Raw genomic sequence first — 15193 nt, forward strand, 5'->3', positions numbered from 1 at the left:
TCCGGTTGGTGGAGTCGTGGGGTGTGCGTCCGGATTTCCTGGTGGGTCATTCGGTCGGTGAGATTGCTGCCGCGCATGTTTCGGGTGCGCTGTCGTTGCCGGACGCGGCCGAACTGGTCGTCACCCGGGGCCGGTTGATGCAGGCGCTGCCCGCCGGTGGGTCGATGGTGGCGGTGGAGGCGGCGGAGGCCGAGGTGCTTTCGCTGCTGAACGCCGAGGTGGGGATCGCGGCGGTCAACGGGCCGCGTTCGGTGGTGGTCTCGGGTGTGGAGGCGGCGGTTGCCGAGCTGGTCGCCACGTTCGAGGCGCAGGACCGCAGGACGAGTGTCCTGCGGGTGTCGCACGCGTTCCATTCGCCGTTGATGGAGCCGATGCTGGCGGAGTTCGGTGCGGTGGTGGCCGGGCTGTCGTTCGGCGCCCCGTCGATTCCTGTCGTGTCGGGGGTGTCCGGGGATCTGGCGGCGGACTGGGGCTCGGCCGACTACTGGGTGCGGCACGTCCGCGAGGCGGTGCGGTTCGCGGATGCGGTGTCGTACGTCGTGTCGCGTGGTGTGACGTCGTTCGTCGAGGTTGGTCCGGATGGTGTGCTGAGCGCGATGGCGCGGCAGTCGGTGGAGTCGGAGACGTCTGTCTTCGTGCCTTTCGTGCGCAAGGGCCGTCCCGAGGTGTCCACGGTGGTCTCCGCTCTCGGTCAGCTGCACGTGGCCGGGGTGGGAGTCGACTGGGCCCGGTACTTCGAGGGTTCGGGTGCTCGGCGGATTGACCTGCCGACGTACGCCTTCCAGCGCGAGCGGTACTGGCTGGAAGCGGAACTGGGCGGCCTCGACGCCGGCTCCTTGGGTCTGGACCACCCGGGCCACCCGCTGCTCCCGGCCGCCGTCGCGCTCCCCGGCACCGACGGGCCCGTGCTGACGGGACGGCTGTCCCTCGGCACCCATCCGTGGCTTGCCGACCACCGTGTGGGGGAGTCGGTGCTGTTCCCCGGGGCGGGGCTGGTGGAGCTGGCGCTCTGTGCCGGGGCCCAGGTCGGGTGCGACGCGCTCGACGAACTCACCCTCCAGGCGCCCTTGGTGCTGCCGCCCCACGGTGGTGTCCAGGTCCGTGTCCAGGTGGGTGCCGACGACGGTTCCGGCTCCCGGAGCGTCACCGTTCACGCACGGGACGAAGCCGACGACACAGCCGACGCCCGCTGGACGCTGCACGCCGAGGGCGTCCTGCTCCCGGACACCCCGGTGCCGGTCTTCGATGCCGCCGTATGGCCCCCGGAAGGTGCCGTCGCCGTCGAACTGGACGGCGTGTACGAACAGTTGCTGGCCCAGGGCTATGCCTACGGGCCCGTTTTCCAGGGCCTGTGCGCCGCCTGGCGGCGGGACGGCGAGATCTACGCGGACGTCGCGCTGCCGGAGGCCTCGGGTGCCGACGCCGAACACTACGGCGTGCACCCCGCCCTGCTCGACGCCGCGTTGCACGCCTCGCTCCTCGACGACCCCGACGCGACCCCCGGCGAACGAGGTGTGGCCCACCTCCCGTTCGCCTGGAGGAACGTGCGCTTCCACGCCACGGGCGCGGCCCGGCTCCGGGTGCGAATCACCCCGTCCGGTACCGACAGCATCACCGTGGACGGCGCCGACACCGACGGGCGGCCCGTGTTCTCCGTGGGCGCTCTCGTCACCCGGCCGGTGGCCGTCGCACCCACGGCCGGGACGCAGCGCGGCTCCCTGTACTCCGTCCGGTGGACGCAGGTCGCACCTCCCATCCCCGCCGCACCCGCGGCCACCGCCGTGACCTGGGGAGACCACCACAACGGCGTCCTTCCCGAGGCGGCCGTGCTGGTCTGGGAGTGCCCGGCATCCGACGGCGACATGGTGTCCGGGGCTCACGAGCTGACCGCGCGTGTCCTCGGCGTCGTCCAGGAATGGCTGACGGACGAGCGGTTCGCGTCGAGCAGGCTGCTCGTCGTCACCCGGGGCGCCGCCGCCCTGCCCGGCGAGACGGTCACCGATCCGGCGGCCGCGGCCGTCGCCGGTCTGGTGCGGTCCGCCCAGGCCGAGAACCCCGGCCGGATCCTGCTCGGCGACACCGACACCGACACCGACGCCGACACCGACACCGATGTCCCTCTCGACCTCGCCGCACTCCTCGCCTCCGGCGAACCCGAGACGGCGCTGCGGGACAGCGGTGTGTGGGCGCCCCGACTGGTGCGCGCCCGGCCCGCACCGGACACGGCGGACTGGCCTTCACTTGTCGACGCCGACGCGGTCATCCTGGTCACCGGCGGCACCGGCACCCTCGGCGCCCTCGTCGCCCGCCATCTGGTCACCGCCCACGGGGTACGCCGCCTGGTGCTGACCAGCCGCCGGGGTCCCGACGCGCCGGGAGCCGACGCACTGCGCGCCGAACTGGCCGGTCTGGGCGCCGAGGTGACCGTCGTCGCGTGCGACCTCGCCGACCGGGACGCCGCCCGTGCCCTGCTGACCCTGCACCCGCCGACCGCCGTCGTCCACTGCGCGGGCGTACTCGACGACGCCACCCTCGGATCGCTCACCGCCGCCCAACTGGCCCGGGTCCTGCGGCCGAAGATCGACGCGGCCTGGAACCTGCACGAGCTCACGGCCCCCTTGAACCTCTCCGCGTTCGTCCTCTTCTCCTCCGTCGCCGGTGTCCTCGGCAACCCCGGCCAGGCCAACTACGCCGCCGGCAACGCCTTCCTGGACGCCCTCGCCTCCCTACGCCAGGGACAGGGCCTGCCCGCGCAGTCGCTCGCCTGGGGGTTGTGGTCCGACGACGACGGCATGGCGAGCGGCCTGGACGCCACCGACCTGCGGCGCATGAACCGGTCCGGTGTGCAGCCGCTCGCCGCCGCCCACGGCCTGTCGCTGCTGGACGAGGCCGGGCGGCTGGACGACGCGCTCCTGCTGCCGATCCGCCTCGACCTCAAGACCCTGCGGGCGACGGAACCGCTGGCGCCGATCCTGTCGGGCCTGGTCCGCCGCAAGGCCCGCGCCGCGTCCGCCGCACCGGGCGATCAGCCGCGTGACGGACTCGCCGCCCTGGCCCCGAAGGAGCGCTCTCGCACCCTGCTCGATCTCGTACGGGCGCAGGTGGCCTCCGTGCTCGGCCACGGATCGGCCGCCGACGTCGAGCCCGACCGCGCCTTCACCGAGATCGGCTTCGACTCGCTGACCGCGATGGAGTTGCGTAACCAGCTCACCATCGCGACCGGACTGCGCCTGCCCGCCACCCTGGTCTTCGACCACCCCAGCGCCCGCGCCGTCGCCGCACACCTGGACTCCCTGCTCGCGGGCGACAGCACCGCCGCCGCCGCGACGGTCGCCGCGCCGTCCACCGATGACGACCGCGTGGTCATCGTCTCCATGGCCTGCCGCTACCCCGGAGGTGTGCGCTCGCCCGAGGACCTCTGGCAGCTCGTCGACGACGGTGTCGACGCCATCACCGAGTTCCCCCGCAACCGGGGCTGGGACCTGGAGCGGCTCTACGACCCCGAGTCCACCCGCCCCGGCACCTGCTACGCACGCCACGGCGGATTCCTGCACGACGCCGCCGACTTCGACCCCGGGTTCTTCGGCATCAGCCCGAACGACGCGCTGACCACCGACCCGCAGCACCGGCTGCTGCTGGAGGTCGCCTGGGAGGCCATGGAACGCGCGGCGATCGACCCGTCGTCGCTCAAGGGCACGTCGACCGGCGTCTTCACCGGCACGATGTACCACGACTACGCGGGCAACAACGCCGCCGGATCGCTGGGTCCCGGCCGTGTCTCGTACACCTTCGGCCTCGAAGGGCCCTCGCTCGCCGTCGACACCGCGTGCTCGTCGTCCCTGGTGGCGCTGCACCTGGCCGCCCAGGCCGTACGGTCCGGCGAATGCGGGCTCGCCCTGGTCGGCGGGGTGACCGTCATGTCCACCCCCGAGACGTTCATCGAGTTCGCCCGTCAGCGCGGACTCTCCCGCGACGGCCGGTGCCGCTCGTTCTCCTCGGCCGCCGACGGCGCCGCCTGGTCCGAGGGCGCGGGCATGCTCGTCATCGAGCGGCTCTCCGACGCCCGCCGGAACGGCCATCCGGTGCTGGCCGTCCTGCGCGGCAGCGCCGTCAACCAGGACGGTGCCAGCAACGGCCTCATGGCCCCCAACGGCCCGTCCCAGCAGCGCGTCATCCGCCAGGCCCTCGCGAACGCGCGCCTCGCCCCGGCCGACGTGGACGCCGTCGAGGCGCACGGCACCGGCACCACCCTGGGCGACCCCATCGAGGCCCAGGCGCTCCTCGCCACCTACGGCCAGGACCGCGCGGAGGGCAGGCCGCTGTACCTCGGCTCGATCAAGTCCAACATCGGCCACGCCCAGGCCGCCGCAGGCATCGCCGGAGTCATCAAGATGGTCGAGGCGATGCGCCACGGCGTCCTGCCGAGGTCGCTCCACCTGGACGAGCCCTCACCGAAGGTCGACTGGGAGACGGGTGACGTCGTCCTGCTGACGGCCGCGCGCCCGTGGCCGGAAGGGGATCGGCCGCGTCGCGCGGGGGTGTCGTCGTTCGGCATCAGCGGCACCAACGCCCACGTCATCATCGAAGCGCCCCCGGCCGCCCCCGAGATCTCCGCCGACGCGCACGCGGACACCGCGCCCGTCCCCTGGCTGCTGTCTGCCCGTGACCCGGAGGGCATCGCCCGCCAGGCCGAACGCCTCCTCGCCCACCTGGAAGCGCGGCCCGGTGCGAGCGCGCTCGACGTCGCCCACTCCCTGGCCACCACCCGCACCCCCCTGGAGACGCGCGCCGCCCTACTGGTCACCGACCGGGCACAGGCCCTGCGCGACCTGGCGGTCCTCGCCGGCGGCGCCCCGCCCGCTTCCCTCGTCGACGGCGCGGACACCGTCCCGTCCGGCGGCGGCTCCACCGCCTTCGTCTTCTCCGGCCAGGGCGCGCAGCGTCTCGGTATGGGCGCACAGCTGCACCGCGCCCACCCCGTGTTCGCGCACGCCTTCGACGAGGCGGTCGCCGCGCTCGACGCCCATCTCGACCGGCCGCTGGCCGCCGTGATCCGCGAGGACGAGGCCGCGCGCCTCGGCGGGCTGCTCTCCGACCGGCTCGGGCGGCGCAAGCCGCTGATCGCAGCCTCCTGCTTGCTGAGCGCCGTCACCATGATGATCCCGGTGGTCAAGCCCGACTGGACCGGCATGCTGCTCTTCACCGCGCTCACCGGGGTCTCCTTCGGCTGCTTCATGGCCGTGGACACCGCCCTGGTCACGCTCGTGCTGCCGAGCGCCGCCGACGCCGCCCGCGACCTGGGCGTCCTGAACATGGCCAACGCCGGTCCGCAGATCGTCGCCCCCTTCGTTGCGGCCCTCGTCGTCGGCTCGCTCGGTTACAACGGCCTGTACGCGGTGGGTGCCCTCATCATCGCGCTCGGGGCGCTCGCGGTGGCCCCGATCAAGGGCGTCCGCTGATGAGGGCGCCCGCAGACGGCCGCGTCCGCGGCTTGTCGCCGAAGTCCCGTGCCCGCGGCCGCCACCGGGCGGCCGGCTCCGTACCGACCCGCTCTACCCTGGAGATCTGCCCGTGCACACCACCCCCGCCCCCCGTCCGGACGGCCACCCGTACCAGGACCCGGCCCGGTCCGTCGACGAGCGAGTCGCCGACCTGCTCGCCCGGATGACCTTGGAGGAGAAGGCCGGCCTGCTCTTCCACACCATCCTGCCGATGCACCCCGACGGGCGCCCGGTCGAGGACGGCGACGAGTCGGTGATCCCCAGTGACACCACGGGGATGATCCGCGACCAGGCAATGAACCACTTCAATCTCGTCGGGACCGCCGGCCCCCGGCAGCTCGCCGAGTGGCACAACGCCGTCCAGGAGATCGCGGCCGGTACCCGGCTGGGCATCCCGGTCACCGTCTCCACCGACCCCCGCCACTCCTTCACCCTCAACATCGGCGCCTCCATCCACGCCGGGGACTTCTCCGCCTGGCCCGAGGCGATCGGCCTGGCCGCCGTCCGCGACCCCGAACTGGTCCACCGCTTCGCCGACATCGCCCGCCGCGAATACCTGGCGGTCGGCCTGCGGGTCGCCCTCCACCCCCAGATCGACCTCGCCACGGAGCCCCGCTGGGCCCGCCAGGTCGGTACGTTCGGAGCCGACGCCGGGCTCACCTCGGAACTCGTCCAGGCGTACGTCCGCGGCTTCCAGGGCGAGAGCCTCGGGCCGCGGAGCGTGGCCACGATGGTCAAGCACTTCCCCGGCGGCGGCCCGCAGAAGGACGGCGAGGACCCGCACTTTCCACACGGCAAGGAGCAGGTCTACCCGGGCGGGATGCGCGACTACCACCTGGCGCCGTTCCGGGCGGCGATCGAGGTCGGCGCCGCGCAGATGATGCCCTACTACGGCCAGCCGATCGGCACCGACTGGGAGGAGGTCGGCTTCGGTTTCAACAAGGGCGTCGTCACCGGCCTGCTCCGCGAGGAGCTCGACTTCCGAGGCATCGTCTGCACCGACTGGGGCCTGCTCACCGATGCCCCGATCTTCGGAGAGCTGCACCAGGCCCGGGCCTGGGGCGTCGAGCACCTCACTGTGCCGGAACGCGCGGCCAAGTCGCTCGACGCCGGCGTGGACCAGTTCGGCGGCGAGGAGTGCCCCGAGGTGGTCGTCGAACTGGTCCGCTCCGGCCGCGTCGACGAGCGGCGGCTTGACGACTCGGTGCGCCGCCTGTTGCGCGAGAAGTTCGTCCTCGGGCTCTTCGACCACCGCTACGTCGACCCGGACGCCGCCGAGGAGATAGTCGGCAACAGCGAGTTCCGTGGCGCCGGCGCCGAGGCCCAGCGCCGTTCGCTCACCGTTCTCGTCAACCACGAGCGCACTCTTCCGGTCACCCACCCCCGACCTAGGCTCTACACCGAGGGCCTCGACCGCGCGGTTGTCGCCCGGTACGGAGAGCCGGTCACCACCCCGGCTGAGGCCGACCTCGCGGTGCTCCGCCTGTTCACCCCGTACGAGTACCGGGCGAATCGCTTCGAGTCGATGTTCCACTCCGGCCGCCTGGACTTCACCGAGAGCGAGCTGGCACCGATTCTGCGGGTGCTCGACGCGGTGCCGACGATCGTTCTGCTCAATCTCGAACGGCCCGCCGTCGTCCCGGAGATCGCCGAGCGCGCGGCCGCTCTGGTCGCCGACTACGGTGCGAGCGACGAGGCGATGCTCGATGTCGCCTTCGGTCGCGCCCGGGCCGAGGGGCGGCTGCCGTTCGAACTCCCGCGCTCGATGGCCGCCGTCGAGTCCTCCCGGCCAGACGTGCCCCACGACACGGCCGACCCGGTCTTCCCGTTCGGCGCCGGCCTGGAGGTGTGAGTGCGCCGATTTCGCCGCCCGGCTGCTCGCCGGGATGCGCGACTGCGGCCTGTTCACCGACCGCTTCGCCGTCCAGGTCGACTACCCCGACATCACCGCCGGCCGCCCCGCCAAGGCCGCACGACTCACGTGCGTCGGTCACGGCCGAGCCGTCCGGCACGAGTACGAGGCCCGTGCGGGCGGCGGCGACAGCTTCGACATCACGCTCGGCTTCTGCGAGGAGAACCCCGGCGACGACCGCACAGAGACCGTCCCGGATGTCGACTCCACGGCCCTGCTGCGCGACGGCCACATCTCGGTCACCCCCGTGACGGCCGACCGCACCTTCGGTGCCCAGACGGGCATCGGCAAGGAACTGAACCGGCTCCGCCACTTTGCCGAGCACGAGGCTCCCCGCCCGTGAGCACCCGGCGGCCCGTCAACCCCCAGCGGAAAGAAGAGAACGAGCACACCATGACCTCCTCAGCATCTCAGGACCGCCCCGTCGTCCCGACCCGCCGGGGCCCAGTGCGCGGCGAGCGCCGCGATGGAAGCATCCGCTTCCTCGGCATCCCCTACGCCCAGCCGCCGGTCGGCGACCTCCGCTTCGCCGCGCCGGTGCCGCCTCGGCCGTGGACCGAGGTTCTCGACGCGACCGCGTACGGGCCGACCGCCCAGCGCCGCCCGTTCGCGGACGTCACCGTCATCCCCGAGCCGGTCATCCCAGGCGATTCCACCCTCAACCTCAACGTCTTCACCCCGGACCTCGCCCCGCCGGCGGGCCTGCCGGTCCTGGTCTGGATCCACGGGGGCGGCTTCGTCGCCGGTTGCTCCGCCAGTCCCTGGTACGACGGCGCGGCCTTCAACCGGGACGGCGTGGTCGTGGTCTCGGTCGGCTACCGGCTCGGGGTGGAGGGCTTCCTGCATCTCCCGGACGCTCCCGACAACCGCGGCGTCCGGGACTGGATCGCCGCCCTGGAATGGGTGCGCGACAACATCCGCGCGTTCGGCGGCGACCCGGCCAAGGTGACCGTCGCCGGCCAGTCGGCGGGTGGCGGCGCCGTCCAGACCCTGCTCGCCACCCCGGCCGCACAGGGGCTGTTCCGCGCGGCAGTCTCGGTCTCCGGCGCGGTGATGCGGCCGCAGGAACCGGTGAACGCGCGTACGGTGACCGCCCTGTTCGCCGAACGGACCGGCGTGCCCGCCACTGCGGCCGCACTGCGCCACGCCACCGACGAGGAGTTGCTCGCCTTCCAGGACGCCCTGGACACACCGGGTCCCGGCCGCGACGAACTCCCGCAGCTGCTCCTTGCCCCCTTCGCCGACGGCGAGCTCATCCCCGTCCCGGTCCAGGAAGCACTTGCCGGCGGGCACGCGGGCGCGAACGTGCCGCTGATGCTCGGCTTCACCGCGCACGAGTTCGCCGCGCCGGTCGGCGAGGCGGACGCAGGTGAGGACGCCGGGGACACCACTGGGGAGTCCGACGGCGGTGAGGCGCTGCGGGGCCTGCTGGCCGCACTGGGGCTGGACGAGGCCCGCACCGCCCGCTTCCTCGACCACCACCCGGCGACCGACGGACAGGCGATCACCGACTGGCTCTTCCGCGCGCCCGGCGTGGCGCTCGCCGAGGCCCGCGCCGCCCGCGGACTGCCCACCTGGCTCTACCAGTTCGAATGGTCCGGCACCGCTCCCGGCCGCGCCGGGCACGCCTACCACTGCATCGACCTCCCGTTCGCCTTCGACCTGCTGGACGCCGACGGCGCGACCGCTGCCCTCGGCGACCACCCACCACAGGCGCTCGCCGACACCCTGCACGCTGCCTGGGTCGCCTTCGTCCGAGACCTCGACCCGGGAGCCTCCTGGCCGCCCTACGACGCCCGGCGCACCACGATGCTCTGGGACAGCGAACCCCGGGCGGAGCGCGACCCGCTGCGCACCGTCCGGGACATCTGGCTCACCTGACCATCCCAAGCCTGGCCAGAGGTGACGGCGAACGCCAGAGGTCGGCACCGGCCAGGTTGACGCAGGTCTGAATCGCCTCCCGGCGTACCGGGTCACGCAGTGCCCGGGCGCCGTGGACCACTGAGTACGCGACGCCACGCGCGAGCGCCTCCAGACAGCCGGGGGCCACCTTCGGGGGCCGGTGACTACCGCCGGGCAGGACGATGCGCGGGATGGCGCTTCGTCAGGTGAGGGATGGTCACCCCGAGCGTTCACATGAGTGCATGGCGTCTGTCACTTTCCTGCCATGCCGGCTTCCGACAGCGCCGACGGCTTCTCCAGAGGGTGCTTTATTTGCAGACTCGTGGCCACGGCATAGCCAACCGCCGGACCCGTCCCACAAGGACGGCCGACGCGTCGGCTCCGCAGACCAAGGAGATTCCTGTGAAGAAGACCCTCGCCTGGGCCGTCACTCTCGTGACCGCCGCCACCTGCACCCTCGGCGCAGCCCTGCCGGCGACGGCCGCGGACGACACGACGGCCACCGCCGCCACCGCGGCGTCCCTCAGCTCGGTGATCGACACCTCCAAGCTCGACCCGAAGGCGAAGGCCCTCGTCGACGAGATCCTGGCCAAGCTGCCGGCCGATTGGCAGTCGCGCCGCGCGGCCGCCGCCGCCAAGTACGGCATAGCCGACACCCAGTGGGCGGACATCCGCAACAGCGCCATCAACCCGGGCGACTACCAGTGCCAGGACACGGAGCTGTCGGCCTACGCGGACAGCTTGCTGGCAGGCGCTGACCAGCCCATGCTGGTCTTCTTCCTCTACCTCCTGGGCGGGTTCGACATGCCCACCTATGACGCGCTGCTGTTCGGCACCGAGTCCAAGTCCAACACCTTCGGCGTCAATGGTGAGTACACCAACGAGCTGACGTCCGAGGGCAAGGACCTCAAGAAGTTCTGGGACATCTACTCCGGCGACATCCAGCTCATGCCGATGCACGGCACCGATGTCTTCTCCTCCCCGGAGCGGCTTTCCCGCACCCTGTCCGTGCTGTACGGCGGCACGCCCGAGGACAACATGGGCCTGGCGTGGCTGATCATCGCGCTGGTCCAGTACGAGCCTGTGCTGCAGGACGGCGCCAACCCGATGTTCACCTTCAACGCGTTCGCCTACTCCGAGAAGGAAGACCCGCAGCCGCTGGGCATCTCCGACCGCATCGTCATGGGTGACGGCATCCTCCAGGCCACGAAGGCCATCGGCCTGGACGACACCGCCCCGCGCGCCATCCTCGCCCACGAGTTCGGCCACCACGTGCAGTACGAGGACGGCCTGTTCGCCAGCAAGCTCACCGGGCCGGAGGCCACCCGGCGCACCGAGCTGATGGCGGACGCGTTCGGCACGTACTTCCTCACCCACTCGCGCGGCGAGGCCCTCAACACCAAGCGAGTGCTGGACTCCGCCAAGTCCTTCTACCAGGTCGGCGACTGCGGCTTCACGAGCAACGGGCACCACGGCACGCCCAACCAGCGTCTCGCGTCCTCCACGTGGGGCGCGAGCGTCGCCAATGACGCCGCCAACCAGGGCCACATCCTGCCGTCGATGAAGCTCGACGAGCTGTTCGAGGCGAAGCTTCCGGACATCGTGAAGCCGGACGCGACGAACTGACGACCTGAGGACGTCACCCCGGGTGCGCGGCCCGGAGCCGGTGCGCGGCCATGGGGCCGCGCACCGGCCGCCCCAAGGCCGCGCACCCGGGGTGACGGCGTGCGTGTCCGCCACGACGAGACGCACGACGTCTGGTCGCCGGTCCGGACGCGGCGTCGCGGAGCCGGACCAGCGCGCATCCCCACCCGTCGGATTGGGGACGACTTCGCGTACCCGCTCGGCGCGTCGGGCCCGGTAGGCGGCCTGGTGACCGATGCCACCGGAGACGCCCTCAGCGAGCCGGCGTGACCAGCCCCGCCTCATATGCGGTGATCACGAGCTGAACCCGGTCCCGGGCCCCCAGTTTGGTCAACAGCCGTGACACGTGCGACTTCGCAGTGGCCACCGTGATGAAGAGATCCTCGGCGATCTCGGTGTTCGACCGGCCGCGTCCGACCAGGGTCAGCACTTCCCGTTCCCGCTCGGTGATGCCCTCGACCGGCTGTGGGGAGCGCTTCGGGGCAGCCTCGGGGCGCCCGGCGAAGTCCGCGATCAGACGGCGCGTCACACCCGGCGCGATCAGTGCGTCGCCGGCGGCGACCACGCGGATCGCCGCGAGGATGTCGTCCACCGCCATGTCCTTGACCACGAATCCGCTCGCGCCGGCCCGGAGTGCGCCGTAGACGTGGTCATCCTCGTCGAAGGTGGTCAGAACGAGGACACGGGTCGTTGCCGGACGGGCGGTGATCTGTCGCGTGGCCTCGATCCCGTCCATGCCGGGCATCCGGATGTCCATCACCGCGACGTCGGGGCTGATATCCGTGACCAGTTGGACCGCCTCGACGCCGGTGGCGGCCTCACCGACGATCTCCAGGTCGGGGTGATCGGCCATGAGTACGCGTAGACCGGACCGCACCAACGGCTGGTCGTCGGCGAGCACGATCCGGACGGTCATCGGGCCTCCACCGGAACTCCGACGGGTTCGGGCAGCGGCAGCCGGGCCGCCACACGGAAGCCGCCCTCGGGACGCGGCCCGGCGCTGAGGTGGCCGTGCAGCAGGTGGACCCGTTCCCGCATGCCGACGAGGCCGAAGCCGTGGGCCAAGCCGTTCTCGGCGGCGCCGCACCCGTCGTCGATGACCTCCACGGACAGCTCCTCGTCCCCGTAGCCGATGGCCACCTGGCAACGCCCGGTGCCCGCGTGGCGGACCACGTTGGTCAGCGCCTCCTGCACGATACGGTAGGCGGACAGGTCGATGTCCGCCGGCAAAGGACGCTGCTCCCCACTGCGGCGTACGTCGACGCGTACGCCGGCGTCCGCGGTCGCCGCCGCCAGCTGTTCGACGTCATCAAGCCCCGGCGAGGGCGCGAGCGGTGCCCGCCCTGAGGCCGCCTCACCCGGGTCGGCCTGACGGAGCGCCACCAGCGTGCGCCGAAGGCCCGACAGAGTCTCTCTGCTGGTTGCCTCGATGGCGCGCAGCGCTTCGCGGGCCGCTGCGGGCTGTGTCTGGATGACCCGGCTCCCCACCCCGGCCTGGATGGCGATGATGCCGATACTGTGCGCGACCATGTCGTGCAACTCCCGTGCGATCCGCAGCCGTTCGGCGGTCACGGCCTCGGCCACCTCCTGCGAACGCAGCGCCAGCGCGTGCTCGCGGCGCTCGCGACTCAGCAGACCGACCATGCAGGATGCGGCCAGCGCCAAGAGGGCGATCACGCCGTTGACGCTCAGGTTGTCCCCGTGCGCGAAGCCGCCGATCAGCAAGGCCTGCACGGTGAAAGATACGGCCACGGCGACGATCGAAGCTCGCCGCGTGCGGGTGGCGACAATGAAGCCCAGGACGAGGTCCACCGCCAGAAACGACAGAAACTGGCCCTGGAACGACACCGCCGCGCTCGCATGGACGGAGCCGGGAGTGAACACCACCACGGCGGTGGATCCGAAGAGCGTCAAGGCCAGAGCCAGCAAGGGCATCCGTCGCAGCACGCCGACGAGCAGGCTCACAGCCAGCAGCGACCCGACAGCGTGGACCGTGCCCGAAGCCCGCGGCGCGCCCCCCACCAGCAGAACCAGCATGAAGAGGTACAGGACACCCCCCGACCAGGCCATGACCTTCGTCCTGGTCATCGGCGGTGTGCCCTTTCGAGGGGGAGGCTGCGATGCGAAACGCACGCGGGCAACGGAGTGGTCGGTGTGACGTCCATGCCGCGAGCCTATTCAGCCGCTGCCCGCGCGGCATCGGCCCGGGGATGTACGCCCGCGGGCTAACCCGGCCGCGCGATTGCCGCCCCCGGCCCCATGCCCGGACGAGGACCTCGGGGCAGGGTTGCTCCTGTGATCGAGGTCAATGAACTCACCAAGCGATACGGCGGCAAGACCGCCGTCGACCATCTGTCCTTCACCGTGCGGCCTGGGCAGGTCACCGGATTCCTCGGCCCCAACGGAGCCGGCAAGACCACCACCCTGCGGGTGATCCTCGGCCTGGACGCGCCCACCGGCGGCGCCGCCACCGTCAGCGGCGTTCCCTTCCACCACCACCCACGCGGACTGCGGCACGTCGGCGCCCTCCTCGACGCCGGCCAGGTGCACGGCGGCCGCAGCGCGGCGGCCCACCTTTCCGCTCTGGCCCGCAGCAACGGCATCCCGCTGCGTCGGGTGGAGGAGGTGCTGCGGGAGGTGGGGCTGGCCGAGGCGGCGACCCGCCGCATCGGCGGGTTCTCGCTCGGCATGAAGCAGCGGCTCGGTATCGCCACAGCCCTGCTCGGCGATCCGCCCGTGCTGATGTTTGATGAGCCGATCAACGGCATGGACCCGGAGGGCGTGCTCTGGGTGCGCCGCCTCTTCCGGCGTCTGGCCGCCGAGGGGCGCACGGTCTTCCTCTCCAGCCACCTGATGTCGGAGATGGAGAACACCGCCGACCAGCTTGTCGTCATCGGCCGGGGCCGGCTCATCGCCGCCGAGTCGGTACGGGACTTCGCGGCCCGCAGTACCCGGCTCAGCGTCGTGGTGGGTACACCGCAGGCCGCGGAGCTGGCAGCGGTGCTGACCGCCGCAGGCGCGTCGGTCGAGCCGGAAGGCTCGGCGGGCGCCGAGAAGCTCGTCGTAACCGGGCTGCCGGCGGACCGGATCGGAGCACTCGCCTTCGAGAACCGGATCCTGCTGAACGAGCTGACCACCCGAACCGCCTCTCTGGAGGAGGCATTCATGGAACTCACCGCCGACAGCGTCGAATACCTGGCAGGACAGCCCCGATGACACCACTCGCCTCCGCCCCCATGACCACCTCGGCCGCGCCCGTCGCCGAGCCGCCCGCCCGCTTCCGCGACCTGCTCGCCTCCGAGTGGATCAAGATGCGGTCGCTGCGCTCCACCCCGTGGACGATCGCACTCACCACCCTGTTCGTCATCGGGTCCGCCGCCGCGGCCGCGCTGGCGCACTACAACAACCTCGCGGGCGCCGGCCCGAGCACGCGGCAGCCTCCCGACTTCCTGCCCTTCGACGCCTATCCGCCGGCCGGCTACTGGACGCTGATGCTCGTCGCCGGGAGCATGGGCGCCATCACCGTCGTGAGCGAGTACAGCAGCGGCCTGATCCGGACCACCACCGTGGCCGTACCTGCCCGCAGCTCGGTTGTACTGGCCAAGGCGGTCGTCACCACAGCGCTCTGGACAGCGGTCGGCACGGTCATCTCCACCGATTCCTTCCTGGTCTCCCAGGCCATCCTCAGCGGTCGGCACGCCGGGGTCACGATCACCCACCCGGGGGTGCTCCGGGCGCTGGCGGCATCCGCGCTGCTGGCCCCGGTCTGCGCACTGATCGGTCTGGGCCTGGGCGTCCTGGTCCGGCACAGCGCCGCGACCATGGTCACCAGTACCTTCACGCTTCTGATGCTGCCCCAGCTCTTCTCGGACACCAAGCCCTGGTCCGCCCACGTCAACCACGCGATGGTGGTCAGCGCCTGGAGGCGCCTGGTCCAGAACTGGGGGCCGTCGCCCGACTCCCACATGTTCACCGCCACGGTTCCCGGGTCCTGGATCGTGTACGCGCTCTGGCCGCTCGTCGCGGTCGTGCTCGCGGTGCTCGTCGTGCGGCGCCGCGACGTGTGAACGTGCCTCCGGGGAGCGGATATCGGGCCCCGAGGCACATGCCAGGGCGAGGCTCCGGAAGCTTGTCGCATCCTCGATGAGGGTCTCTCACCCATGGTCATCTGCGAAGGCGATCGCCTTCTCGATGCGGCGGCGATGTTCTCGGCGAGGCGCTGTGGGCGGGGGCG

Annotated in this window: 9 protein-coding genes; 7 read left to right on the forward strand and 2 right to left on the reverse strand. The window is 71.9% G+C overall.

Features of this window, described 5'->3' with window-relative positions:
• Positions 1 to 8: 8 nt before the first annotated feature.
• The 5 genes from AB0N06_RS24545 (at position 9) to AB0N06_RS24565 (ending at position 10941) form a co-directional block, all read left to right on the forward strand.
• Entirely contained in the window at positions 9 to 5459 is a 5451-nt protein-coding gene (locus tag AB0N06_RS24545) for an MFS transporter (protein ID WP_366136857.1), read from the forward strand.
• Positions 5460 to 5571: 112 nt separating this feature from the next.
• Entirely contained in the window at positions 5572 to 7353 is a 1782-nt protein-coding gene (locus AB0N06_RS24550) for a glycoside hydrolase family 3 N-terminal domain-containing protein (RefSeq protein ID WP_366136820.1), read from the forward strand.
• 34 nt (positions 7354 to 7387) lie between these two features.
• Entirely contained in the window at positions 7388 to 7756 is a 369-nt protein-coding gene (locus AB0N06_RS24555) for a hypothetical protein (RefSeq protein WP_366136821.1), read from the forward strand.
• Between the two features lie 50 nt (positions 7757 to 7806).
• Entirely contained in the window at positions 7807 to 9294 is a 1488-nt protein-coding gene (locus AB0N06_RS24560) for a carboxylesterase family protein (protein WP_366136822.1), read from the forward strand.
• Between the two features lie 423 nt (positions 9295 to 9717).
• The gene (locus tag AB0N06_RS24565) at positions 9718 to 10941 is read left to right on the forward strand and encodes a hypothetical protein (RefSeq protein WP_366136823.1); all 1224 of its coding nucleotides are present in this window, start codon (positions 9718 to 9720) and stop codon (positions 10939 to 10941) included.
• Positions 10942 to 11212: 271 nt separating this feature from the next.
• Here AB0N06_RS24565 and AB0N06_RS24570 read toward each other — a convergent pair whose 3' ends face one another.
• The gene (locus AB0N06_RS24570; protein ID WP_366136824.1) at positions 11213 to 11875 is read right to left on the reverse strand and encodes a response regulator transcription factor; all 663 of its coding nucleotides are present in this window, start codon (positions 11873 to 11875) and stop codon (positions 11213 to 11215) included.
• Positions 11872 to 13047: a sensor histidine kinase gene (locus tag AB0N06_RS24575; protein WP_366136825.1), complete on the reverse strand. Its 1176-nt coding sequence runs from the start codon at positions 13045 to 13047 to the stop codon at positions 11872 to 11874. The genes AB0N06_RS24570 and AB0N06_RS24575 overlap by 4 nt, the downstream gene beginning before the upstream one ends.
• 207 nt (positions 13048 to 13254) lie before the next feature.
• Between AB0N06_RS24575 and AB0N06_RS24580 the strand changes: the two genes are divergently transcribed.
• Together AB0N06_RS24580 and AB0N06_RS24585 are read left to right on the forward strand one after the other, a co-directional pair.
• On the forward strand, positions 13255 to 14175 hold the full coding sequence (locus AB0N06_RS24580) for an ATP-binding cassette domain-containing protein (RefSeq protein ID WP_366136826.1): 921 nt from the start codon (positions 13255 to 13257) through the stop codon (positions 14173 to 14175).
• Complete coding sequence (locus AB0N06_RS24585; RefSeq protein ID WP_366136827.1) at positions 14172 to 15026, forward strand: ABC transporter permease; 855 nt, start codon at positions 14172 to 14174, stop codon at positions 15024 to 15026. The genes AB0N06_RS24580 and AB0N06_RS24585 overlap by 4 nt, the downstream gene beginning before the upstream one ends.
• Positions 15027 to 15193 lie beyond the last annotated feature (167 nt).

The organism is Streptomyces sp. NPDC051020 (assembly GCF_040683105.1).
GTDB lineage: Bacteria > Actinomycetota > Actinomycetes > Streptomycetales > Streptomycetaceae > Streptomyces.